This window comes from [Leptolyngbya] sp. PCC 7376, assembly GCF_000316605.1.
Lineage (GTDB): Bacteria > Cyanobacteriota > Cyanobacteriia > Cyanobacteriales > MRBY01 > MRBY01.
Genome location: NC_019683.1, coordinates 4,023,643 through 4,046,262 on the forward strand (window position 1 = coordinate 4,023,643; position 22,620 = coordinate 4,046,262).

18 protein-coding genes are annotated in these 22,620 nt (G+C 43.1%); 10 read left to right on the plus strand and 8 right to left on the minus strand.

Features of this window, described 5'->3' with window-relative positions; genetic code table 11:
* Together LEPTO7376_RS18095 and LEPTO7376_RS18100 are read right to left on the minus strand one after the other, a co-directional pair.
* On the minus strand, nt 1–4,194 hold the full coding sequence (locus LEPTO7376_RS18095; RefSeq protein ID WP_015135550.1) for a DUF3131 domain-containing protein: 4,194 nt from the start codon (nt 4,192–4,194) through the stop codon (nt 1–3).
* 75 nt (nt 4,195–4,269) lie between these two features.
* Complete coding sequence (locus LEPTO7376_RS18100) at nt 4,270–4,479, minus strand: hypothetical protein (RefSeq protein ID WP_015135551.1); 210 nt, start codon at nt 4,477–4,479, stop codon at nt 4,270–4,272.
* A 444-nt stretch (nt 4,480–4,923) separates the two neighbouring features.
* On the opposite strand from LEPTO7376_RS18100, the gene LEPTO7376_RS18105 reads away from it, so the two are divergent.
* Together LEPTO7376_RS18105 and LEPTO7376_RS18110 are read left to right on the plus strand one after the other, a co-directional pair.
* Nucleotides 4,924–6,978, plus strand: a complete 2,055-nt coding sequence (locus tag LEPTO7376_RS18105) for a SpoIIE family protein phosphatase (RefSeq protein ID WP_015135552.1) — start codon at nt 4,924–4,926, stop codon at nt 6,976–6,978.
* Between the two features lie 75 nt (nt 6,979–7,053).
* Nucleotides 7,054–8,781: an FAD-dependent oxidoreductase gene (locus LEPTO7376_RS18110; RefSeq protein WP_015135553.1), complete on the plus strand. Its 1,728-nt coding sequence runs from the start codon at nt 7,054–7,056 to the stop codon at nt 8,779–8,781.
* Here the strand turns inward: LEPTO7376_RS18110 and LEPTO7376_RS18115 are convergent.
* Together LEPTO7376_RS18115 and LEPTO7376_RS18120 are read right to left on the minus strand one after the other, a co-directional pair.
* A complete protein-coding gene (locus LEPTO7376_RS18115) occupies nt 8,738–9,565 on the minus strand; it encodes an alpha/beta fold hydrolase (protein ID WP_015135554.1) in 828 nt (275 codons plus the stop codon). The two genes, LEPTO7376_RS18110 and LEPTO7376_RS18115, sit on opposite strands and share 44 nt — an antisense overlap.
* A gap of 2 nt (nt 9,566–9,567) precedes the next feature.
* A complete protein-coding gene (locus LEPTO7376_RS18120; protein ID WP_015135555.1) occupies nt 9,568–10,830 on the minus strand; it encodes a glycosyltransferase in 1,263 nt (420 codons plus the stop codon).
* A 123-nt stretch (nt 10,831–10,953) separates the two neighbouring features.
* On the opposite strand from LEPTO7376_RS18120, the gene LEPTO7376_RS18125 reads away from it, so the two are divergent.
* Nucleotides 10,954–11,910, plus strand: coding sequence for a sulfotransferase (locus LEPTO7376_RS18125; RefSeq protein WP_015135556.1), 957 nt, complete (start codon nt 10,954–10,956; stop codon nt 11,908–11,910).
* Nucleotides 11,911–11,923: 13 nt separating this feature from the next.
* On the opposite strand, the gene LEPTO7376_RS18130 is transcribed toward LEPTO7376_RS18125, so the two are convergent.
* A complete protein-coding gene (locus tag LEPTO7376_RS18130) occupies nt 11,924–13,639 on the minus strand; it encodes an ABC-F family ATP-binding cassette domain-containing protein (RefSeq protein ID WP_015135557.1) in 1,716 nt (571 codons plus the stop codon).
* Between the two features lie 154 nt (nt 13,640–13,793).
* Between LEPTO7376_RS18130 and LEPTO7376_RS18135 the strand changes: the two genes are divergently transcribed.
* From LEPTO7376_RS18135 to LEPTO7376_RS18145, 3 genes are read left to right on the plus strand one after another with little or no spacing between them, the layout of a single operon-like run.
* Nucleotides 13,794–14,096, plus strand: a complete 303-nt coding sequence (locus tag LEPTO7376_RS18135; protein ID WP_015135558.1) for a hypothetical protein — start codon at nt 13,794–13,796, stop codon at nt 14,094–14,096.
* Nucleotides 14,097–14,104: 8 nt separating this feature from the next.
* Nucleotides 14,105–14,764 (plus strand): class I SAM-dependent methyltransferase, encoded by a 660-nt coding sequence (locus LEPTO7376_RS18140; protein ID WP_015135559.1) that lies wholly within the window; start codon nt 14,105–14,107, stop codon nt 14,762–14,764.
* Between the two features lie 10 nt (nt 14,765–14,774).
* Nucleotides 14,775–15,620 (plus strand): ChaN family lipoprotein, encoded by an 846-nt coding sequence (locus tag LEPTO7376_RS18145; RefSeq protein ID WP_015135560.1) that lies wholly within the window; start codon nt 14,775–14,777, stop codon nt 15,618–15,620.
* Nucleotides 15,621–15,630: 10 nt separating this feature from the next.
* Here the strand turns inward: LEPTO7376_RS18145 and lepB are convergent, their stop codons facing one another.
* Nucleotides 15,631–16,212: a signal peptidase I gene (lepB, locus tag LEPTO7376_RS18150; protein WP_015135561.1), complete on the minus strand. Its 582-nt coding sequence runs from the start codon at nt 16,210–16,212 to the stop codon at nt 15,631–15,633.
* A 36-nt stretch (nt 16,213–16,248) separates the two neighbouring features.
* Nucleotides 16,249–16,614, minus strand: coding sequence for a hypothetical protein (locus LEPTO7376_RS18155; protein ID WP_160148506.1), 366 nt, complete (start codon nt 16,612–16,614; stop codon nt 16,249–16,251).
* Nucleotides 16,615–16,918: 304 nt separating this feature from the next.
* On the opposite strand from LEPTO7376_RS18155, the gene rimM reads away from it, so the two are divergent.
* From rimM to LEPTO7376_RS18175, 4 genes are all read left to right on the plus strand, one after another.
* The gene (rimM, locus tag LEPTO7376_RS18160) at nt 16,919–17,458 is read left to right on the plus strand and encodes a ribosome maturation factor RimM (RefSeq protein ID WP_015135563.1); all 540 of its coding nucleotides are present in this window, start codon (nt 16,919–16,921) and stop codon (nt 17,456–17,458) included.
* Between the two features lie 190 nt (nt 17,459–17,648).
* Entirely contained in the window at nt 17,649–19,226 is a 1,578-nt protein-coding gene (serA, locus tag LEPTO7376_RS18165; protein ID WP_015135564.1) for a phosphoglycerate dehydrogenase, read from the plus strand.
* Between the two features lie 66 nt (nt 19,227–19,292).
* Nucleotides 19,293–20,183, plus strand: a complete 891-nt coding sequence (gene prmA, locus LEPTO7376_RS18170) for a 50S ribosomal protein L11 methyltransferase (RefSeq protein ID WP_015135565.1) — start codon at nt 19,293–19,295, stop codon at nt 20,181–20,183.
* A 126-nt stretch (nt 20,184–20,309) separates the two neighbouring features.
* Complete coding sequence (locus LEPTO7376_RS18175; RefSeq protein WP_015135566.1) at nt 20,310–22,247, plus strand: FAD-dependent oxidoreductase; 1,938 nt, start codon at nt 20,310–20,312, stop codon at nt 22,245–22,247.
* A 12-nt stretch (nt 22,248–22,259) separates the two neighbouring features.
* Here LEPTO7376_RS18175 and LEPTO7376_RS18180 read toward each other — a convergent pair whose 3' ends face one another.
* Nucleotides 22,260–22,583 carry a DUF3593 domain-containing protein gene (locus LEPTO7376_RS18180; RefSeq protein WP_015135567.1) on the minus strand — a complete coding sequence of 108 codons (324 nt, stop codon included), beginning with the start codon at nt 22,581–22,583 and terminating at the stop codon, nt 22,260–22,262.
* Nucleotides 22,584–22,620 lie beyond the last annotated feature (37 nt).

Genomic DNA, 22,620 nt, shown 5'->3' on the forward strand with positions numbered 1-22,620 from the left:
TTAGTTGGGATTGCTGATGGGGCTGCCTTTGAGTTTGTAGAGCAGGCTTTCGAGGATGATGGCGTTGGTATTGATATTCAGGGAATGGTTTATCCCTAATTTTTCATTTTCATATTTCCCAGCGAAAAAACCTTTCTGGTGATCGCCTAAGGTTTGGGCCGTGCGGAGCAGTTGTTGACAATAATCATCTTCAGGAAACAAACTAGCGAGGGCAAAAGCAGCTTTTGTGCTGAGAAACCGTAATTCGGGATGGGATTTTCCGCTGACAGTTTTAATTGACCAAGGTTCACCATCGGCATAGGCACTGTAATAGAGAAAATAAGGCTTGCGGTCTAGTGAATCTTCATTAATTGCTGTGAGAAATCCGGTGCGTTCGGCACGATTCTTTTGAGCTTGTAGCAAGGCTCGAATTTGAGTTTGGGCTTGGTCTGTCCAGCCTATTTCCATGCCCCAGAGTGTATAGGGATCGTTAACGAGATAATTACTTGCGCCAGAGGATTTTCTATTGCGCTGATCCACTTCTAGTGCAATGTTTTCAACGCGGACTGTTTTGGTTGGCGAATGATGCAATGCATTGGTGGCAGTAATTCCCGATTTTTGAAGACTTTCAGCTGCATATTGCTCATAGCCTAAACGACCTTCCTGCCAATATTGCAAGCCATTTTTTCCCCAACCGCTCCCCTGTAACCAACCATCTTTTTCCAGTTGACTTAGATCGTAGCGGGCAATAATTTTATCTAGGCGATCGCCAAATTCTGGGTAGTGAGTTTTCAGGGTTTGGAGGGCAAGGAGATATCGAGATAAATCCAGCACTGACCAACCACTCCGCCCACCTGGATCGGACTTATTACTGAGAGTACGCATCTGAGCTGTGGTAGTGCTGTATGCCTTATTCGGTAAATTCGTTTTGGGTAATGGCAGAGTTTCGAGGGTATTGAGGAGGGTAATTAGTTTTATTTGGAAATCCTGCTGCCCAATCAAGCCCAATTGATAGGCGGCATGAAGACCAAAAATAGCGCTGCCTTGATCCCACCATGTCGTCCAATCATAGTTATCAACAGAATTCACCAGCCCGGTATTGCCCTGCCAATTATTAGCAATGTATTGCCATGCTTGTTTGGCAGCAATTTGATCTTGGGCATCGGGTATCTGTTCAATGCTCGTCAACGGGAGTGCAATTTGATTAAGTGTTTTTTTTTGAGCCGCGGCTGAGGGTTTGGTTGTCGCAATGTGGGGGAGAAGGGCGATCGCCTTAGAGAGATTAGAAGGCATTTCCGAAACCATCAGAGTATCTTGTTTGTCTTGTGGTTGATTCACTACAGCCACAGTATTTGTAAAACTGTTATTTGCTTGAGTCTCATTCGCTTTGAGATCCCAATATTGATTTTCCGCAGAACGTTTAAGTTCAATAGCTGGGGTTCGTTGGGTAGGTAATCCTAAGCCATCACGATCGCCGTCTCGAATCGCTTTCCACCAAGGGCTACTGAGCGTTTCGTGGGGCTGAATAATCGGTTGGCGGCCAATATTTTTGTGCAGTAATGCTTGCAAAATAAGGCTATTGGTACTGCTCGTTAGCCCAAAAGTCCGTTGGCCAGTATTTTCATAAAAGCCTTCGTAATAGCCCAAAATTGGATTATATAAATCGAGAGTTGCTTGCCATAGTTCTTGACCATAATCATCGCCCGCAAATAGCGTTTGGTAGGCAAAGGCGATCGCCGTACTAACCACACGACCTTGTTCCACTAGATTGCCATCATCGTCAACTGCGGCCCAAGGCTCCCCATCGGCCACAAGGGTACTGTGCACGATGTAGGGTTCATTTTGAATAAGCGTGGTTCCAGAAGCGCTGAATATACCAGTTTGCTCATAGCGTTTGGCTTCGGCTCGATAAATACTTTCGATTAAATTGCGGCTTTGGGGATCAAATCCAAATTCCAAGCCATACAAAATAAACGGGGTGCTAATAGTGTTGAGCTGTTCATCTTGCTGACGTTGTTCTAATTGCGATCGCTCAACCGGAATTTTTTCGTCAGAAATTTTTTTTGTGACATATTCACCGCTAATGGATGATCGTTGCGCATCAAATCCCCATAGCTGAAATCCCCGTGCGGCATATTCTTCATAGCCGAGAATCTGGGCTGGCTGTACCTGAATTTGATGTCTACCTCGACTATTTTTTGCTAAAGTCGCATTTGAAATTTTGCCATCACGGACAACCCGGAGATATGACCAATCTAAAACCAATTGGTCAATAGCCTCTTCATACTCGGGATGACAGGTTTTCAGGACATGAAGTGATGCCAAGAGACGACCGATATCTAAGCCTGACCAACCATTATTTTCGCGATCCGAATTGCCACCATAATCAATTGGTTCGAGGGTAAGAGTGTTGTAAGCGCGGTAGGGCAACTCCCCAGCAAATAGCTCCATTTCCTGCAAAGCACCCAAAAGATGTCGCACTCGCTCATCAAAGGTTTTTGGGGAAATCACGTTCAGAGTCCGTGCCGCATGGAGGGCAGCCAAATAATCACCGATTCCCCACACTGTTGAACCATCAAGATCGCTTCGATCTGGCACTAACCCTGTCTGTTCATAATTGGCATCAAAATATTGCCAGGCGATCGCCGCATATCGAGCATCGGTAACACTAATTTTTTTTTTCGGAAGGGGACAGCTACTGGATTTTGCAGCATCCACAGGATCAATGGCCGCAACCTCTATGCCTGAATCATTGGAGGCAGAGACTTGTTGAGTAGAAGCGACTAGAGGAGGTGAATCTATTGCTTCGGGAGAATTATTGGCCTGAGTTGTGGGAGGTGGCGGTAAATCTATACTTTGGCTAACTGCTGGAGTAGGGGTGGCGATCGCCGTGGATTGAGGGGCACTATTTTCTCCGAGCATGGGCTGATAACCCCGCGCCTTGTAATACAAAATTTCGAGAATTAGGCCATTCGTGTTGCCCGTCAAAATATCGTTAAGAGGGGGCTGCGGATCGTACAATCCCGACTCATAAATTCCTGCATAATAGCCACGCCCGGAATTGGTTGTGTCTTTGACATGGTCGAAAATTTGCTGAGCATAAGGATCATCAGGATAAACATAATGCCAACCAAATGCCGACTTAGAACTTAACGTCCGTAGCTCCGGGTGTAACTCGTTACTCTCAGTGATTACAGCCCAAGGTTCGCCATTAGAATAAACCGTGCTGTAAAGAAAATAAGGCGGCTGATTGATATTATCCTCAGACACTGCCGTCAAAAGACCTGTATCTTCATAGCGTCGCTTCTGTGCTTCAAAAACCCGGCGAGCATATTCCGCTTGATCGCCCTGTAATCCGAATTCAATTGCATCCAAAATATAGGATTCACTGACGACATAATTATTTGCATTGGTCTCGAAATAATCTCTCTGATCTACTGGAATCTGTAGACCATAAATATCGACAAATTTGAACGGATCATAGGCGATCGCCGCCGGTGCATTAAATCCCCAGAGGGCATAACCACGCGCTGCATATTCCTCATAGCCGAGACGTCCTTCCTGGACTTTTAACGTTGAGCCATCGGGTAAAACCGTTGCGCCGTAAAGCATGTCATTTTCGAGGGAAGCCGAAATATTCCAACTCGCAACAATCCCCGCCATCCAATCTGAATATTGCGGATGACAAGTGCGAATAATATGGAACGCCGCCAAAATACGTCCGATATCGAGAGCCGACCAACCAATACCTCGCTCGATAGGATTATTGCCATAGTCAACAATTTCTTTTGTTGCGCTGTTATAGACCTTATTTGGCAACGTATCTTCAAATAGTCGTAACTCCGACAAACTCGTTAGGAACTGGTTTAAGCGGCTATCAAATTCCCCGTGGTCAATCAATCCCATCCAAAGAGCTGCATTCATCGCCGTTAAATAATTTCCCAAATCCCATAACGTGCCAGAAGGGTAACCTCCCGCAGAATTAGATAATCCTGTCTCTGGCTGCACATTATCCACAAAATAATTCCATGCGGACTGAGCATAGTTTTGTTCCTCTGGTGTCAATGGCTGGGCGATCGCTCCACACATTGTTGCTGGCGTTTGGGCTGGTGCTGGAGAAACCTGAATAAAACTAAGCCAACAAGAAAGAAATAAACCAACTGCGATCCAAGAACAAAACTTTTTCCATCGACGACTAATACTAAGTAAAGACATGCAATCTTTTAATTAAAAGCTTGAATAAATATGACGCAATAAATCACTAGAAAAAGAATTTATAACGGTATTTCTTTAAACATCAGTTTTTAAATGAACTTGTGTGGAAGGATTTTCTACGACAACTTCAAGTCCACATTGCCCAGATAAACAACTTTGATCTGGTGAAAGGCGATCGCTGAAGTATTCCAAGACCATCACTAATCCAATGCCAGATAACACACCTGCAATGACCGTGCCAACGACCCAAACTGTTGGTGGCCCTTCAAAATCTTCATCTTGCATGAACTCTAAAAAAACTCAAACTGAATATCTATAGTTTACAAAAATACTCTTTTAAAATCAGGATTTTCTTATTCTGATACTCTTCTTTATTTTTTACGCCAAATCATTGAGTATTCTCTTGAATATTAAGCATTTTCTACGATGCTATATTTTTCTCTACACTTTAAGAATATCTTTTTTTCTACTTTTTGCTACTGTAGATAAACGACTTTCTCCGATTTTTTTATCTGCTATGATGCCATAAAATCTTAGCGAAAAAAATGAAATATCTCAGAAAGAAAAAATGATTGAAATACTCCTGAAAACAAACTTCTTTTTCTGGATACAAGTAGAAATAGAGAGATTTGAGAAAATGTCCCTATCTGATTTGACTATAAAACTGGTGTTACCAGTAAATATCCTCCGTGAATAATCTTCCCAAATGTGAGTATTTCTCCTCTACCGATGCCTGATTCTTCACCTGAAGTTTTAATCATTGACGATGTTCGTCTCTCAAGAACATTCTTGCGACATGTTCTAAAACAAGCAAACTACCGAGTCTCAGAAGCCGAAAATGGCGCAGAAGGTATTGCTTTATTTAAAGAGCGATCGCCTTCATTGGTTTTAGTAGATGGCCTTATGCCAGAGGTTGATGGCTTTGAATGCTGCCGCACGATCAGGCAACTTCCCGGTGGCGAAGACATTCCTATTTTGATGGTGACCTCCCTCGAAGATACCGAATCCGTCAATAAAGCCTTCCAAGCTGGGGCGAGTGATTACATTACAAAACCGATCCATCCCTCCGTACTCCTCGGTCGGATGCGTTGCATGCTGAAGTCTCTCCACGCCATGCAAGAACTGCGAAATAGCGAAGAAAAATATCGTTCCCTTGTTACCAGTCTTCAGGAAGTTTTATTTCAGCTCACACCAGATGGAGAAATCATCTTCATCAATCCCATTTGGTACGACATTATGGGCTACAGTCCCATCGAAACAATTGGCGCGCAAATTCTGAACTTTATCCACCCCATTGAACACAAGCGCAACACAGCAAAAATTCAACTCACTAGCAAAAACAAAGATCAGTGTTTCAGATACACAACGCGATTCATTACAAAACAGAAAGAGATTCGGTGGGTCGAAGTACAAATTTGTGGTAATGCTGATCCACAAACAGGTGAACTAATCAGAATTGCTGGCAGACTTTACGACATTACAGAAAGAGCCTTAAGCGAAAAATATCGCCGTCTAGAATATACCGTTAATCGAATTCTTTCCCATTCCGAAGATATTGATTTGGCAATTCGTCGTGTTTTGCAAGTAATCAGTGGTAACTCAGAAACTCCTTTTGCTGAGTATTGGTCATTAGACGAAAGTAGCCAAGAATTAAGTAGCTCCACTTATTGGCATTTAAGAAATGATGCCTATAATGATTTTTCTGGTTCATCTATTAAGTTTTACCTCAAAGACTGGATGCAAAGTGTCCATGATATTACGTCATATATCGAAGAAATCAGAGCAGAGCAAGCAGTTGCTGCATCAAAAAACAAATCTTCCCACCCTCCTTTTGACCGGTGGCGCTGTGTTCAACAGTGCGTGGTTAGTCATGGTACACAAACTCTGGGTCTAATGGTATTTTGGAACGACAAAAAAAATAAAATGGACGATACTTTTTCGATGGTATTAGAAATTTTAGGAAAGCAATTAGGACAGTATCTCAAACGCAAAGAAGCAGAACAAGAATTAAAGAAAAAGAATGATTTATTACAACGGGAATTAAATCAAGCTGCTCGTTATGTCGAGTCGTTACTACCACAGCCTGAGGCTCAAGAATCACAACATTGTTCGGTACAGATTGATACTTTATTTCAACCTTCAAATGCTCTTGGTGGGGATGTATTTGACTATACTTGGCTCGATTCAGATAATTTGATGTTTTATGTGCTGGATGTTGCTGGCCATGGTGTTAAACCTGCATTACTATCAGTCTCAATTTTGAATATTTTGCGACGGCAAGGCTACTCTAATATTGATTTTTATGAGCCAGAAATTGTACTCACTGCTTTAAATCGTTTATTCCAAATGAGTGAGAGTGGTGATGATTATTTTTCAATGTGGTATGGCATCTACAATCATTCAACTCGTGTCTTGAAATATGCTTCTGCAGGTCATCCTCAAGGGCTATTAATTGTTGCTGACGAAGATAATGAAGAGCACCAAATTAAAGAATTAAGTACTGATAATATTGCAGTCGGGTTGTTTTCTGATTTTCCTTTTGAGGCAGCATCAGTGGAAGTGCCATTAGATAGTCATTTATTTATTTATAGTGATGGTGTGTATGAATTTTTTGTAGATAAGCACCAAGAAATGTTTGGGTTAGAAAATTGGAAAGATTTGATTTTGACTTATATGCAATCGAAACCAGCAACATTAAAGTCATTATTTCAACAAATTAATCATCTGAATTATGGTTCCACTTTGGGTGATGACTGTTCCATTATGGAGATAAGTTTTGGTTGATATTTTCTTTTATCACGCTGATGGTGTACCGAAATCTCGCTAAAATCAAGGGCGATTCGTTGCGGAGATGGCAGGATGGAAACGCTTCAGACAAAGGTTTTGGTGGTTGGTGGTGGTACTGGTGGTACAGCGGCAGCTCTGCAATGTGCGCGGAATGGTGTTGAGACAATCCTTGTGAGTGAATTTCAGTGGTTGGGCGGGATGTTAACAGCAGCTGGAGTTGCTGCACCGGATGGCAATGAGCTACTTCCTTGGCAAACAGGTCTATGGGGCACTTTTCTGCGGGAGTTACAAAAACGCCAAAAAGAGGGTCTCGATCATAGTTGGGTCAGTATGTTCACCTTTGATCCATGTTTGGGTGCTGAAATTTTTGCGGAATGGGTGAAGACAGAAAAGAATTTAACTTGGATTTCTGGTCAGGTTCCCCTTGAGGTAAAAAAACAGGGCGATCGCCTCACTGGAGTTCGTTTTGGAAAGTACGAAATTCACGCAGATATTATTATCGACGGCACAGAGTTGGGAGATATTCTTGCATTGGGAGATCTGCCCCACCGTTGGGGTTGGGACTGGGATGAGGGGATCACCATGGATGAACCCAGCGTTGTAAAGCAACCCAATAAAATGACCGAAACCTATCCGGTTCAGTCACCGACATGGGTGTTTTATATGCAAGAAAACGGTGCAAAACCTCCTGTTGATTATCGCGATTACACCAAATTCAAAGGTGCTTGGAAAGAGGGCGATCTTGACTTATTTATGAATTATGGTGGGTTGCCTGGCGGTAAATTTATGCTGAATTGGCCGATTGATGGCAATGATTATGGCTTAGATGCTAATCGATTATTGGACCCCACTACCCGCCAAGATTTCTATAAAGATGCCCAAGCCCACAGTTTTGCTTTTGCAGACCATATTTATCGAGAATCCAATGGTAAATATGGATTGGCAAAAGAGATTTTTCCTCATGATTTAGGAGAAGGCAGTTTTGCATTAATGCCTTATTTCCGAGAAAGCCGCCGCATTATTGGTACAGAAACGTTTATCGAAAAACAACTTTTACCTGATGGTGATGTTGCTTTGTTACCCATAGATGATAAGGGAATAGTCACGGTGATCGCCATTGGAAATTATCCGAATGATCATCATTATCCTGGTTTTAAATTTCCCCTATTCCCTAAATCAATTACTTGGGGAGGACGAGTCACTGGCACACCTTTTACATTGCCATTTTCTGTGCTAATTCCAGCAGAAACTGAAGGGTTAATTGCTTGTGAAAAAAACATTGCGGTGTCCCATATGGCGAATGGGGCAACACGATTACAACCGTTAGTGATGAATACAGGGCAAGCTGCCGGACAAACTGCGGCCTTAGCAATTCAAAATAACTGTTCTCCTCGGAATATTTCGGTGCGAGAACTTCAAGAAAAATTACTCACAGACACATCTGCACCTGCTGCAGTTATACCGTTTTATAATTTACCCTTAGAGCATTCTGAATGGCTTAAATGGCAACGATTTTACTTAGATAATCCTGACCAATATCCCCAAACTGGAATTTGTCCTTGCAGTGATTTTCAATCATCTTTAACATCGCAAGCAAAAGAATATATGGGCACTATCGAGAAAGTAGGTGATCGCCTTTATTTTGTGCAGTTAGATAATAATCAAGGTGGGTTTCGACTTATTACACTGAACCCAGAAATTCATCAGTGGTTAAGTGGTCTTAATGCGCCAGCAAAAGTAACAATGTTTGGGCGAATTAATCATGCGGCGTCATGGTTTGTTCTAGAGCAGATTTCATAAGAAAGTTGTGGAGAAAAATTGAAATTTCTTTTGCATGAGTTTCAACAAAGTCGTGGTCTGCATCGGCAATAACTTGAAATTCAGTGTGGGGAATTTTTCCAGCGTAGGTTTCGCTATGCCAATGGGGAATAGTACTGTCATTTTCTGCCGCAATAACAATTGTTTTGAGGGCTATTTTGTAAATGTCTTTTTCAACAGTGTCCACTGCATCTTCAGGATTGAGGCGGCTTTTAAGCATCGCGGCGGCAGCTGGCTGAGTCATTAGAGCGTGGCGGGCTTGGGCAATTTTTTTATAGCCTGATTTATCACCTCGCAGATAAGCAAATGGTTTATAGAGGGTGATCGTCAGATCAACTAATTTTGTTTTCCAGAGCAGAGGCTTAAGATGATCATAATTCCCAGCAAAGCTATCATCACGAATCCCCGCAGGGGCTATTAAACCCAAAGATTTCAACGTTGATTGATAGCGAATAGCATAAGCTGAAGCAACCCAGGCTCCATAAGAATAACCAACAAGATAAAAATCATTCAAATTGAGAGCTTCTGCAAAGCCTTTTACAAAGTCAACCTGATCATCAATTAAATAGTTGATTTTAGGTTTAGCAGAATCACCAAAACCAAGTAACTCCAAGCTAAAACATTGAAATTTTGACTGAAGATTTTCTGCCAACTGACTTAATGTCGATGAGTTGCCAAAAAAACCATGTAATAAGATAAGTGGCTTACCATTTCCTACCGCAGTATAAGCAGCTTGATAATCTCCTGCCTGAATAAATTGCTTCATCGTTAATAATTGATAACTGGTTGTTTTGTTGTTAATGCTTTTTCAATAATCTCAGCTGCTTTATTAACACCACCAGCAGATTGAATTTGAGTTTGTAATCGCTGGGCATTTTTACGGTAGGAGGGTGTGGTTAAAACTTGTTGAATTATTGTCTGTAATTTTTGTGATGATAGCTTTTTTACATCGATGAATTGCCCAACTCCAGACCATGCAATTCGTGCCGCAATTCCGGGTTGGTCATTTGTAACTGGAATCGCTACTAAAGGAACACCATAGGTCAAGGACTCTAGAGTTGTATTCATACCTGCGTGGGTAATCGTCAAAGTAGCTTTTTGTAAAAGTTCAATCTGTGGTGCATAACGCACAACCAATGGATTACCTTTGAGTGGTGGAATATCTTCTGGATTTGATGCGCCGCCCAGAGAAATCACCAATTGAGCATCAAGATCTTTGCAGGCTGTTGCAATCATTTGAAAGACATTATCTAATCGATTTTGCAGCGTTCCCATCGAGGCATAAATTAGAGGTTGACCTGTTAATTTATCCCAAGGAAAGTCAATATTTTCACGGCTACTAGTCGTATGGTAAGGGCCAGTGAAATGAAAGTGCTCTGCTAGCTTTTGACGTGGGAACTCCAAACCTGCCGGCTCTTGACAAAGAATTGCTAGGGGAGAATCAAAGTTTTTGGGATTTGATAAATTGTATTTTTTACGGAAGTCTCTAGCTGGTTTTTGTACTGATTTACCAATGAATGATCCTAACAAATGAACCGATTGATTTCTTAGTTTTGCCCACCATATATCGCGATATTCCCACGTGCTAAAAACAGGCGGAATGCCTTTCTCTTGATTAAAAGGTAACGCGCTACAAACCGTTACATAGGGAACATCTAAATAGTCGGCGATCGCTGACCCCTCAACAGTCGACTGATCGACAACTAAACCGTCTAACTTTAGTTCCTTACAAACATCTACAGCATCTTTTAGAACAATTTCTGTGAGCTTCTTAAAAAAATCAATGGTGTATAGAAGAGCCAAAATTCCTTCTAGTTCACCCAGCTCTGCAAACATTATTTCGGCACTACCTTTAGGAAAGTCGTCGATACCTACAGCACAAAAATCCAGGTCAGCAGCCTCTACTTTATCTTGGGCATCTTCGACACCGATAAATGTAATTTGATGTCCCTTTTGTTTAAGTGCCTCACCAATCGGCAACATTGTATTTAAATGCCCAGTCTCAGCAGGACAATATAATCCAATATGCATGAAGATTATTTATTTAGTAGAGAAGACAAGTCTTACCTCGAAGTTCTATGAGATAAGTTATTTACACAACAGTATAGTTTAATTATGTGTTAAGAGTTCCCATTAAATCTCCTGTAAATATTAATGACTAGCACTGATCTCATTTCCAGAAAATTTGAACAACAAATATTTAAACCTGTATTCATCATGGGTGATCATCGTTCTGGAACAACTCTCTTATATCAAACCTTAGTCAAAACAAATTTATTTGCTTATATTAATGCTTATCAAATTATCAGATTCACTGAAATAATTGACGATTTTGAACAAGGTACCACAGATTCAGAAATCGAGAAGCTTACCCAAAAATTTCAGCAGCTTGGTATAGGCGATCGCGTTTTTGATAAAGTTGAGGTTACACCGACGTTACCAGAAGAGTATGGATTTATTTTGTCAAATGCTGGCTATGAAAGATTTATTAATCAAGAGAATATTTCTTTTATGGAAGAAATTTGTCAAAAATCTCAATATATTCAGCTTCAAGCAAATTATTTACTGTTGAAAAATCCTTGGTGCAATCCCCATTTTCTTTTTATTAAGCAGCAGTTTCCTGATGCAAAATTTATTTTCATTCACCGTAATCCTAGTCATGTTATCAACTCAAAGCTTAAGGCAATAAGACAAACCCTTTCAGTTTGGAGTCCTTATACTGCACTAATTTCAAAACGGTATTCTGAAATATTTAAAAATCCACTACGTCGTGCTTTCTATCGGATGATGTATTCTAACTTTTTTGATTTAGGAGTTAAGCGAGCCTTAAGTCAATCTATCGAATCTTCAACAGCTTATCTAGAAGATATTGGAAAGTTAGATAAGCATGACTATTTTGAACTAACTTATGAAGAATTTTGTTCTAATCCAAATCAGAGAGTTCAAGATATCTTGGATTTTTTGAACTTGAATATAGATCAGAAGATAGATTTTTCTAAAAATATTAGCCCAAGAAAAGTTGACCTTTTGCCAGAAGTAGAAAAAAATCTCTCGGTTATCCAAGAGACTTTTAAAAAATATTTAGAAGAAAAAAGTTACAAGCTAGGTTAGGTAGATACTACATTTATACTTTGACTTTTTTCTTTTTAGCTGCTTTCTTTGCCTCATTTTTTGCTTTTTTCGCTGCTTTTTTCTTAGCATCCTGTTCTGCTTTAATGCGAGCTTTTTCCGCCGCTTTTTCTTGTTCGATTTTCTCTAAATAATAATGATAATCACCATTGTAAACAACGAGTTCACCGTCTCGGACTTCAACAATTTTGTTGGCGACTTGGGAAATGAAATATCGGTCGTGGGAAACGATTGCCATCGTGCCGTCATATTCTTTGAGAGACCCTTCGAGCATTTCCTTTGCTGGAATATCAAGGTGATTTGTTGGCTCATCGAGAATCAGGAAATTCGCCGGAGCAAGAAGCATTTTCGCGAGAGCTAAACGGGCTTTTTCACCACCACTGAGGGAGCCAACTTTTTTGAATACTGTGTCGCCACTAAACAAAAACTGGCCGAGTAGGGTGCGCACTTCACGGTTTTCCCAGTCGGGCACTTCGTCGTGAATAGTATCCATTACTGTTTTGGTGAGGTCTAGAGCTTCAGCTTGGTTCTGCTCAAAGTAGCCGGGAAGAATATTGTGAGCACCGAATTTAGCAGAGCCATCTTCCGGTTCTTCGCTGCCAGTGATAAAGCGCAATAAAGTCGATTTACCACAACCATTGGGGCCTAGGAAGGCTATGCGATCACCGCGCTCGATTTGGAGATTCGCGCCAAGGAAAAGGATTTTATCGTTGTAGGAATGGGTGAGATCGCTAATTGTTGCGACTTCCTCCCCACCTCTAGGAGCAGGAGGGAATTTAAAGCGAAGAGTACGTACATCACTGACGACTGCTTCCACTCGTTCAATTTTTTCGAGCTGCTTTTCTCTACTTTTAGCTTGGGTACTACGGGTGGCGCTGGCACGGAATTTTTCGACAAATTCTTGCTGTTTTGCAATTTCCTTCTGCTGACGTTCAAAGGCGGATTGCTGAGCGTTTTTGTTTTCTTCTTTCTGGAGGAGATATTGAGAGTAGTTGCCGAGGTAGGTCGTCGAAACCCCGCGCTCTGTTTCTACAATTTTGGTGCAGAGACGGTCAAGGAATTCCCGATCATGGGAAATAATTACCATCGGTGTCGTTAAACCGCGTAGATAATTCTCTAGCCACTCAATGGTTTCAAGGTCGAGGTGGTTTGTCGGCTCGTCCAGCAGCAAAATGTCGGGGTCTTGCAGCAAAATTTTGCCTAAACTGATCCGCATCTGCCAACCGCCACTAAAGGAACTCACTAGGCGATCGCCGTCCTCGATTTCAAAGCCGACTTCGGGAAGAATTTTTTCGATATTCGACTCTAAACGATAGCCATCAAGGGCTTCAAATTTCCGCTGGGCACGATCAAGCTTATTAATTAGGTCATCAAGATCCGCATCAGGCTCAGCCATCTTGTGCTGAATCTCGTTAATTTCTTCCTGTGCGGCATTCGCTTCGACAAAGACTGTCCACATTTCTTCGCGTACAGTGCGAGTGGGGACAACATCAAATTCTTGGGTGAGGTGCGCAATCCTCAGGTCTGCAGGACGGATGATTTCGCCATCAGTGGCTTCGATCTCACCCATGATGATTTTCATCTGAGTTGATTTGCCTGCACCGTTGACGCCAACTAAGCCAACACGTTCTCCAGCCTTTACTTCCCAGTTAACATCCTTGAGAACCTCGCCTGTGGGATAAATTTTGCGGATATGCTCAAGTCGTAACATAAGGAAACGGCTCCTGTTTAGATTTGCACTAGTTTATAACAAATTGTAAAGGATGAATCCCAAATTGGGAGTATTTTGTCATGCACGAAGCTTAAGGATTTTAGTTACCATCAAGAAAATACCGTTGTGATTGTAGAAGTTCGGGCATTTATTTATGAGTAATTCGGATGAGATGCGGCGCAAGCTTGAAAAGATGGAATCAGACCTTAATGATGCAGCGTCGACAGTAGCACAAGAGTTTTCTTCAGAAGGCAGTGCTAATTTCTTAAAGCCTTTGGCAGAAACATTTAATAAACTGGGCACCGTCGCGAAAGTCGGGGCGATCGCCGTCGCTTTGATCTTGGGACTAGCAATTTTGAGCACCGTTCTCAAACTCCTCATGTCTGCCATTGTCGTTGCTGTGTTGCTCTTTGCTGGCTACTTGGGCTACAAATTTTTACTGGCTGAAGATTCCTAAGGGAACCGATGAATAAAACCCTTAACCTCACGCCAGAACTGTATCAATATCTCCTCGATAATTCGCTGCGGGAGCATCCTGTCCTTACAGAGTTACGGCAATTTACTGCGACGCAGCGAGCTGCGAATATGCAAATTTCGCCGGATCAAGGGCAGTTTATGATTTGGCTCCTGCAATTGATGGGTGCAAAAAAGACCCTCGATATTGGGGTGTTTACTGGCTACAGCTCGTTAGTGGCGGCTTTAGCGATGCCAGAGGACGGCAAAGTTGTGGCCTGTGATCGCAATCCAGACTGTACAAAAATTGCCCGAGAATATTGGCAGAAGGCTGGGGTTGCCCACAAAATCGAGTTGCGCTTAGCGGATGCCCTGGACACTTTGGATAAGCTAATTGCAAACGGTGAAGCAGGAACGTTTGATTTTTCGTTTATTGATGCTGACAAACGTAATTACATTAACTACTTTGAAAAGTCTTTGACCCTATTGCGAACTGGTGGCGTGATTGCTATTGATAATGTTCTGTGGTCTGGACGAGTGGCAGATCCAGATGATGACGATAAGCGTACGCCTGTCATTCACGAGTTTAATGAGGCTCTCCACCATGACAAACGAGTTGACCTCAGTTTGTTGGCGATCGCCGATGGTTTGACCCTTGCCCGCAAACTTTAGAGTGAGTTTAATGCATTGTTTTTTCGGTCTTTTTCTTGCCTTTTGTTTGTGTTGGAGTCCACCTGTTTTTGCCGCAGAATTCACTGACTCTCAAACCAAAATTTTGAGGGCTTTAGAGCAGGCTCCTGTGATTTACCTAGGTGAAGTTCATGACTACCCAGAGGATCATGAAACAGAGTTTGAGCTACTGAAGAAGTTATATATAAATAATCAAAATTTGGCTGTGGGTTTTGAGATGTTTCAGCGGCCTTTTCAGCCTTATTTGTCTCGCTATCTAGCGGACGAAATCACAGAATTAGAACTACAGGAATTAAGCGAATACGATAGCCGATGGGGATTTGACTGGGAATATTACGCACCGTTATTGCGGTTTGCAAAGGCTCACAAAATACCGTTATTGGCTCTCAATACACCCTCTGAAATCACCAATAAGGTTGCGATTGAAGGTCTGGATAGTTTAGAAAGGCAAGACTATCGCTACATTCCAGCGCGAGAAGATTTAGATTTCTCAAATGAAGATTATTTGGCGCAGATTGAGGAGAGCTTCCGGGTACATATGGAAAATGACTATGGCAACAAAGCTCAAAATCCAGATAATTTCATCGCAGCGCAAATTCTCTGGGATGAAACAATGGCTGAGGCGATCGCCGATTATCTTCAAGCTCACCAGGATCAGCAATTCATCACTTTTGTCGGTCAAGCCCACATTGAAAATAACTTTGGGATTCCTGACCGAGTTGCTCGCCGAATCCCCGATGTAAATGGTTTGCAGAAAACCGTTTTTCTCAGTTCAGATAATCCTGTCGAAGATGCTGAGCCCGCAGATTTTGTTTGGAATATAACGACAACAGAATAAGTTTTGAGGACTAGGAGAGTTGTCCAAAACGCTTCAATGGCCAAAAACGGGCGATCGCATGGCCGATCACATTTTGCTCTGGCACAAATCCCCAAATGTGGGAATCATTGCTGTTGTTGCGATTATCACCCATCACAAAAAAGTTATTGGGTGGCACTGTTAGCGCCTGCAATTCATACTCCGGCGGTGCTGCGATAAAGCCTTCTTCAAGGGGCTCATCATCCAGATAAACAACACCATCATGTACCGCAATCGTCTGTCCTGGCTCTGCAATCACCCGTTTAATAAAAGCCTGGTGTGGGTCATAGCCGAATAGCTCTAATTGTGGTGGCGTCCGGAAAACGACAATGTCGCCTTGTTCAATCGGCTGGAAGCGATAAGATACCTTCTCTACAACGACGCGATCACCCAATTGCAAAGTAGGCAACATCGAACCAGAAGGAATGTAACGCGGCTCAACAATAAACCAACGCACTGTTACAGCAATAATTAAAGCGATCCCAAGAATTTTGGCATTGTCCCAAATTCGGTAACCAAGGGACTCCGTTTTGTCTGTTGAGCTTGGCGGTGACTGCGGCTCTTGATCGCTCATATCAATACCTAAAAATTGATCGAAAAACTAGCGGCTCTATATTGTGGCACGTTGTTTTTGATTCAGCACAGGTTGTAACAACCACAGCAAAAAACGTCGCATTGTTACGGGAGATTTCGTTGCCCAGAGGTGGATTGCTACACAGGTTGCCCCAAAGACTGGCAATACAAAAGTTGGGATCATAACCACACCAATCAAAAACCATGTGCTCACATGAAGCACCATCAAGGTTACGCCACTATAGACGGCGATCGCATTTTTTCGGACGAGCTGTGGCGACATTTCCCGTCCAACATAGACGAGGGTCAAAAAACTCAAAATGAGATTGAAAGGAACAAGACACCCACAGATACCGATGCAATGGTTCCGGGAAAACTCACACAATTGATCAAACAGGCTCATCAGCATGAACTAAATTGCACTCTCGACGTAATTATTAAAAGAAATTTCGATGATTTGAGCGTAACCAATTCCTAGGCGTTTTTACCTAACGTTTTATGAAGGCTTTATTGAGCAAAGGCTTATCTGCCAAGATTTCTGTGGGTTTTAACGCTTCGGGATTTGTTGCAGTGAATGCCCAACTATTTTGGATTTTTGTAACGTGACGACAGTGCCGAAAAAATCAGGTATCGTATTAAGCCATGGATTTTGACAAATCTTGGCCGCACAGTATTTTTATTGAACTTCAAGATATTAAAGGTAAAGCGTGACAGAGCAAGAGTGGATTGTAATCGGGAAAGTGGTCGCAGCTCAGGGCTTAAAAGGTGAGATTCGAGTGAATCCCAGCACTGATTTTCCAGAGCGGTTTGAAGTGGCGGGTCAACGGTGGCTCCGAATGCCGAATCAATCTCCTGAGTCCGTTGAGTTGGAGCGAGGCAGACGGGTTCCTGGAAAAAATATCTTTGTGGTTAAGTTTGAGCACGTCGTTGATCGCAATCACGCGGAAACGCTAAGAGGTGCAGAAATTTTGGTGCGGGCAGGCGATCGCCCAGAATTGGAAGAAGGTGAATACCATGTCAGTGATCTCATTGGTCTGAATGTCTTAGATGTGGACACAAAAGAAAAATTGGGAATTGTGAGTGATATCTACTCAGCAGGCCAAGATCTTTTAGAAGTCACCGATGCGAACAAACAAAAACATTTAGTGCCATTTGTGAAGGAAATTGTACCCGTTGTGGATCTTGTCGAACAGCAGCTAGAAGTCAATGCCCCTCCGGGATTGTTTGGTGAAGCTCCGCAGTCTTAGCCCGATAATTTAACAAACTTTGAACAAAGTGCTACAGATTCAGAGACAAAATCTGTTCATTGTGAGCAGTCGGGCTAAAATGATGCTTTGTTCTTCACAAAAAATTAACTATTTGGCTGAGCGATCCGGCGATCACGCCCAATAGTTAGACCCATTTGAACCGCAAAAATTTATTTTTATTTGAATTGTTATGGCTAAAGTTCTCGTCTCCGATTCCATCGATCAAGCGGGGATTGAAATACTCTCGCAGGTTGCACAAGTAGACGTCAAAGTTGGACTCCCCATCGAAGAACTCATCGGCATTATTCCCGAATACGATGCCCTGATGATCCGCTCTGGCACCAAGGTCACCAAAGAAGTGATTGAAGCCGCGAAAAACCTCAAAATCGTTGGACGTGCAGGCGTCGGTGTAGATAACGTAGATATTCCCGCTGCAACCCGCCAAGGTGTCATCGTAGTAAATTCCCCTGAAGGCAATACTATTGCCGCCGCTGAGCATGCCTTAGCCATGATGCTATCCCTCTCTCGCCACATTCCGAGCGCGAATCAATCCGTTAAAGCAAAAGAGTGGAACCGCAAGAAATTCATTGGCGCAGAAGTTTATAAAAAAACCCTTGGCGTTGTTGGTCTCGGTAAAATCGGCGCTCACGTTGCCACTGTTGGTAAAGCAATGGGCATGAAGCTCCTTGCTTATGATCCCTTCATTTCCGAAGAGCGTGCAGGCCAAATCGGTTGTCAGCTTGTTGATCTCGATTATCTCTTTAGAGAAGCTGACTATATTACCTTGCACGTCCCTAAGACTCCTGAAACAACTCACCTCATCGGTGAAGAGTCCATAGCGAAGATGAAGTCCACGACACGCATTGTGAACTGCTCCCGTGGTGGTGTTGTTGACGAAACAGCTGTCGCTAAAGCAATTCGTGAGGGTCGTCTCGCTGGCGCTGCCCTCGATGTATTCGAATCAGAGCCTCTTGGTGAATCTGAACTGCGTGATTTAGAGGAAATTGTCCTCACACCTCACCTTGGTGCTTCTACTGCTGAAGCTCAAGTTAACGTTGCTGTTGATGTTGCTGAACAAATCCGTGACGTCATCCTAGGATTACCTGCGCGTTCCGCCGTGAATATTCCAGGTCTCAATGCCAATGTGATGGAAAAGCTCCGCCCTTATCTCCAGTTGGCGGAAACTCTCGGCAATATGGTTGGTCAATTGGCTGGTGGTCGTATCGAGAAGCTTAATGTCACCCTACAGGGAGATTTGGCTGAGAAAGAAGCTAAGCCACTCGTTGTCGCAGCTCTCAAGGGCTTACTTTCGCCTGCATTACGTGAGCGTGTCAACTACGTCAATGCTGAAATTGAAGCGAAAGAGCGGGGTATCCGTGTGATTGAAACCCGTGATGAATCAGTTCGTGATTATACTGGCGCAATTCATCTTGAAGCTACTGGTGCAGATGGTGAAAACTCTGTGAATGGAGCACTACTAAGTGATGGCGAAATTCGCATTACTAATATCAATGGTTTCCCAATTAATGTGCCTCCCACGGGCTATATGCTCTTTACATTGCACCGCGATGTACCGGGCATTATTGGTAAGATCGGTTCGCTATTGGGCAGTTTTAATGTCAACATTGCAAGTATGCAGGTAGGACGCAAAATTGTTCGAGGTGATGCTGTGATGGTTCTCAGTTTGGATGATCCTTTACCTGAAGGTGTTTTGAGCGAGATTATGAAAGTTACCGGAATCCGGGACGCTTACACCGTTAAGTTGTAATGTGAATGGATAGTGGGGAAAGTCAATGTTTTTTGGCTTTCTTCCTCAACGCAGGGGCGATTAACAATGTCAACAAACTGGTGGGAACTTCAAGTTTTATGTGAGCCTAGTTTGGAGGAAAGTATCTTTTGGCGACTGGATGATTTTGGTTGTCGAGGGATGGCCTCCGAAAAAAAAGGTAAATCTTTTCTCATCCGTGCTTATAGCCCTCAAGCAGAATTTGACTATTTAGATTTGGCGGCCTTGGGTTTACTGCTCCGCCAAGATTCTTTGATGATGGGTTTGCCTCGTCCCATCGTAAATTGGAATATGCTCGATGATGAGGATTGGTCGAGCAGCTGGAAAAGCCATTGGGAACCGCAAGATATTGGCGATCGCTTCCTGATTTGTCCAGAGTGGATTGAGCCACCGGAAACAGACCGTATTATCCTCAAGCTTGATCCTGGTGCTGCTTTTGGCACAGGCACTCACCAAACGACTCAGCTTTGCCTAGAAGCACTGGAAATGCGATTGGGCTATAAGCCAGAAACCCAAGTGATTGCAGATATTGGCTGTGGGTCTGGCATTCTTTCGATTGGCGCTCTACTACTCGGTGCGCAGCAAACGTTTGGGGTGGATACGGATATTTTGGCGATTGATGCTTCAGAAAGTAATCGCGATTTGAATGGCATTGATCCCGATAAGATGAAGGTGGCAAAGGGCAGTTTAGATCATCTACTCACAATGTACAGCGAGGGGTTTGATGGCATTGTCTGTAATATTTTGGCTGAAATTATTATTGAGCTGATTCCTCAAATGTCGGCGATCGCCAAGCCCACGAGTTGGGGAATTCTTAGCGGCATTTTAATTGAGCAAATCAAACCCATCGCCGATACCCTCGAACAACATGGCTGGGTAATTGCGGCTTTGTGGAAAAAAGATGAATGGTGTTGCTTTAATATTCGTCGCGCCACCTAATGTGACGGACAATATCACAACGACTGATAGTATTGTTCGCTTAACAGTCCGTCATAATCCCTCAACTTCTCCTGAGAAAGTGCGCTAATAATAGTCAACATCCACTGCGCCTCCCAGACTTAACGCATGAGCGAAAACCCTTCTCTTCCTCCTATTTCCAGACGTACAGCTTTAAAACTACTCGGAGTTGGTGCCGTTGGATCAGTTGCAGGATATTCTCGTTTCGCTACACCGCAACCCACTATTCATCAGCAGGATACCCTCGATTTACCCCAGCACCTCAGTAAGGGGAAAAAAGTCGTTGTTGTTGGTGGTGGCTTAGCTGGTCTTGCCTCTGCATATGAACTTAGTCAGCGGGGATTTCAGGTAACGCTCCTCGAAAAAGCACCTCAGTTAGGCGGTAAGATCGCGAGCTGGAAAATCAATGTTGGTGAAGATGAGTTCATGATGGAGCATGGTTTCCATGGCTTCTTCCCGCAGTATTACAACCTTAAAAGTTTGGTTGAAGAGCTCAGTATCAAAAATAATTTTCAGTCTCTCGATTTTTATTCCCTAGTCTTTAAAGATCCAGATGCTTATCGTCCCGAAGTTTTTCGCCCAACGAATACAGCCTTCCCTTGGAATATCGTTGATCTAGCCATCTCATCGCCAAATCGATTGCAATGGGGCATTAATCTCACCAACGTAAAACACCTTGAAGTTTTCCATGCGATTACAGGTTTTAAAATTCCCCGCACGTTTAAAAATTACGATGCGATTACCGTTGCCGAATGGGTGAATAAGGATTTTCCAAAAGGGCTTTATGATCTTTATTTTCTGCCTTTCGCAAAGTCTAGCCTCAATGCACCGGATACCCTGAGCGCTGGAGAATTACTGCAATTTTTCCACTTTTACTTTTTTGGAAATCCTGAAGGTCTTGCGTTTAATGGCACTGTGGACGATATGGGAACCAGTTTGGTGCAACCGATCGCCCGCGCTATTGAAGCTAGAGGTGGCCAAATTTTAACGGATGTATCGGTAGGAAATATTCACTGTGAAAATGGTCAAGTGCAATCCCTCAGCTATCAAAAGGGTGATGAGCAAACGGATATTCCATTTTGGGTACAGGAAAATACGCTGATTGAGGATGATAGCCTGGCTTATTATGGTGCTGGCGATACGATGTATGCGGTAAATGAGGAGACCGATGAGGGGATTTCTCTCACTTGTACTCATCAGGGTTGTACTGTCGGTCGGCAACCGGATGGGTCTTTCCTCTGTCCTTGTCATGGTGCGCGATATGACAAGGATGGTAAGCGGCTCAGTGGCCCAGCCCAAAGAGATTTAGCGACTTTTGAAGTACAAGATAAAACGTCAGATGAAGTGCAATTGGTGGCGACCAATCCAAGTTCTGATCTAGAAAAAGCAACTCTAGAGGCGGATTATTTTGTCATTGCCGCTGATGTGCCGGGGACTCGTCACTTATTTACGCGCATGACTGGCGATCGCCACACTGAGGCCACACGACGCATTAATACCCTTGCGGTGTCTGATCCGTTTGCAGTGGGACGTTTCTGGTTTGACCGTGACTTTGATTGGGAGCATAGTTGGTTTACGTCTCTGTCTGGCTATGCGCTCACGGACAGTATTACGCTGTACCATCGCATTCAGACGCAATTTAAAGACTGGGCGGCAAAGACTGGCGGCAGTGTTGTTGAGCTACATGCCTATTGCTACAAGGAAAAAGAGTTCCCGACACAAGCCGATCTTTTAGCGACGTTTGAAAGTGAACTATACGAAATTGTGCCTGATCTGAAAGGGGCAACAGTGTTACATCGTCAGTTGGTGAATCAAAAGAATTTCTCTGGTTATCCACCGAATAGTTATGGCGATCGCCCCGAAACTCAAAGTGAAATCCCGAACTTGATGTATGCAGGAGATTGGGTAAAGATGCCATTCCCTTGCGGTTTAATGGAGCGGGCAACCAGTAGCGGCTTACTTGCTGCGAACCAAATTATTCAGAAAGAAGGTTTGAGCCGTCGCCCGATTCTCTCCGTAAATCCAGAAGGGGTTTTTAAAATCTAATTTGATGGGAATTTAGGAGGATGTGTCTTCGTCAGATTGTTCAGATTGTGAGGCTTTGAGTTTGGCGATCGCCCCAGAAAAGCCCAGCACCACCATCACATTCGATAACGTTAAAAACGATTCTGCACTACCGTGGAGCCAATCGATATTAGCTAGCTCTGCGCCATACTGATTTTTGGCGTAGATGCCCGCAGGGATGGTGATCCCGACGAAGACTAGCAGTACATAAAATCCAATCAGCGCGAGCTTTGGTGTTTTGCCAGAGCGGGTTAAAAACCAGAGAAACCCCAAATAGGGAAATAGCGAAATGGCAAATAAGGTTTCTTTGGAAAACATGATGCTCCCGAACAAATAATCAAACTTATTAACTGAC

Coding starts and splice junctions, on each gene's coding strand:
- LEPTO7376_RS18155 (WP_160148506.1), bottom strand. CDS start 16,614: ATGAGCCTGTTTGATCAATTGTGTGAGTTTTCCCGGAACCATTGCATC.
- lepB (WP_015135561.1), bottom strand. CDS start 16,212: ATGAGCGATCAAGAGCCGCAGTCACCGCCAAGCTCAACAGACAAAACG.
- LEPTO7376_RS18180 (WP_015135567.1), bottom strand. CDS start 22,583: ATGTTTTCCAAAGAAACCTTATTTGCCATTTCGCTATTTCCCTATTTG.
- LEPTO7376_RS18145 (WP_015135560.1), top strand. CDS start 14,775: ATGCATTGTTTTTTCGGTCTTTTTCTTGCCTTTTGTTTGTGTTGGAGT.
- LEPTO7376_RS18140 (WP_015135559.1), top strand. CDS start 14,105: ATGAATAAAACCCTTAACCTCACGCCAGAACTGTATCAATATCTCCTC.
- LEPTO7376_RS18115 (WP_015135554.1), bottom strand. CDS start 9,565: ATGAAGCAATTTATTCAGGCAGGAGATTATCAAGCTGCTTATACTGCG.
- LEPTO7376_RS18130 (WP_015135557.1), bottom strand. CDS start 13,639: ATGTTACGACTTGAGCATATCCGCAAAATTTATCCCACAGGCGAGGTT.
- LEPTO7376_RS18110 (WP_015135553.1), top strand. CDS start 7,054: ATGGAAACGCTTCAGACAAAGGTTTTGGTGGTTGGTGGTGGTACTGGT.
- LEPTO7376_RS18135 (WP_015135558.1), top strand. CDS start 13,794: ATGAGTAATTCGGATGAGATGCGGCGCAAGCTTGAAAAGATGGAATCA.
- LEPTO7376_RS18105 (WP_015135552.1), top strand. CDS start 4,924: ATGCCTGATTCTTCACCTGAAGTTTTAATCATTGACGATGTTCGTCTC.
- LEPTO7376_RS18120 (WP_015135555.1), bottom strand. CDS start 10,830: ATGCATATTGGATTATATTGTCCTGCTGAGACTGGGCATTTAAATACA.
- prmA (WP_015135565.1), top strand. CDS start 19,293: ATGTCAACAAACTGGTGGGAACTTCAAGTTTTATGTGAGCCTAGTTTG.
- serA (WP_015135564.1), top strand. CDS start 17,649: ATGGCTAAAGTTCTCGTCTCCGATTCCATCGATCAAGCGGGGATTGAA.
- LEPTO7376_RS18095 (WP_015135550.1), bottom strand. CDS start 4,194: ATGTCTTTACTTAGTATTAGTCGTCGATGGAAAAAGTTTTGTTCTTGG.
- LEPTO7376_RS18175 (WP_015135566.1), top strand. CDS start 20,310: ATGAGCGAAAACCCTTCTCTTCCTCCTATTTCCAGACGTACAGCTTTA.
- LEPTO7376_RS18100 (WP_015135551.1), bottom strand. CDS start 4,479: ATGCAAGATGAAGATTTTGAAGGGCCACCAACAGTTTGGGTCGTTGGC.
- LEPTO7376_RS18125 (WP_015135556.1), top strand. CDS start 10,954: ATGACTAGCACTGATCTCATTTCCAGAAAATTTGAACAACAAATATTT.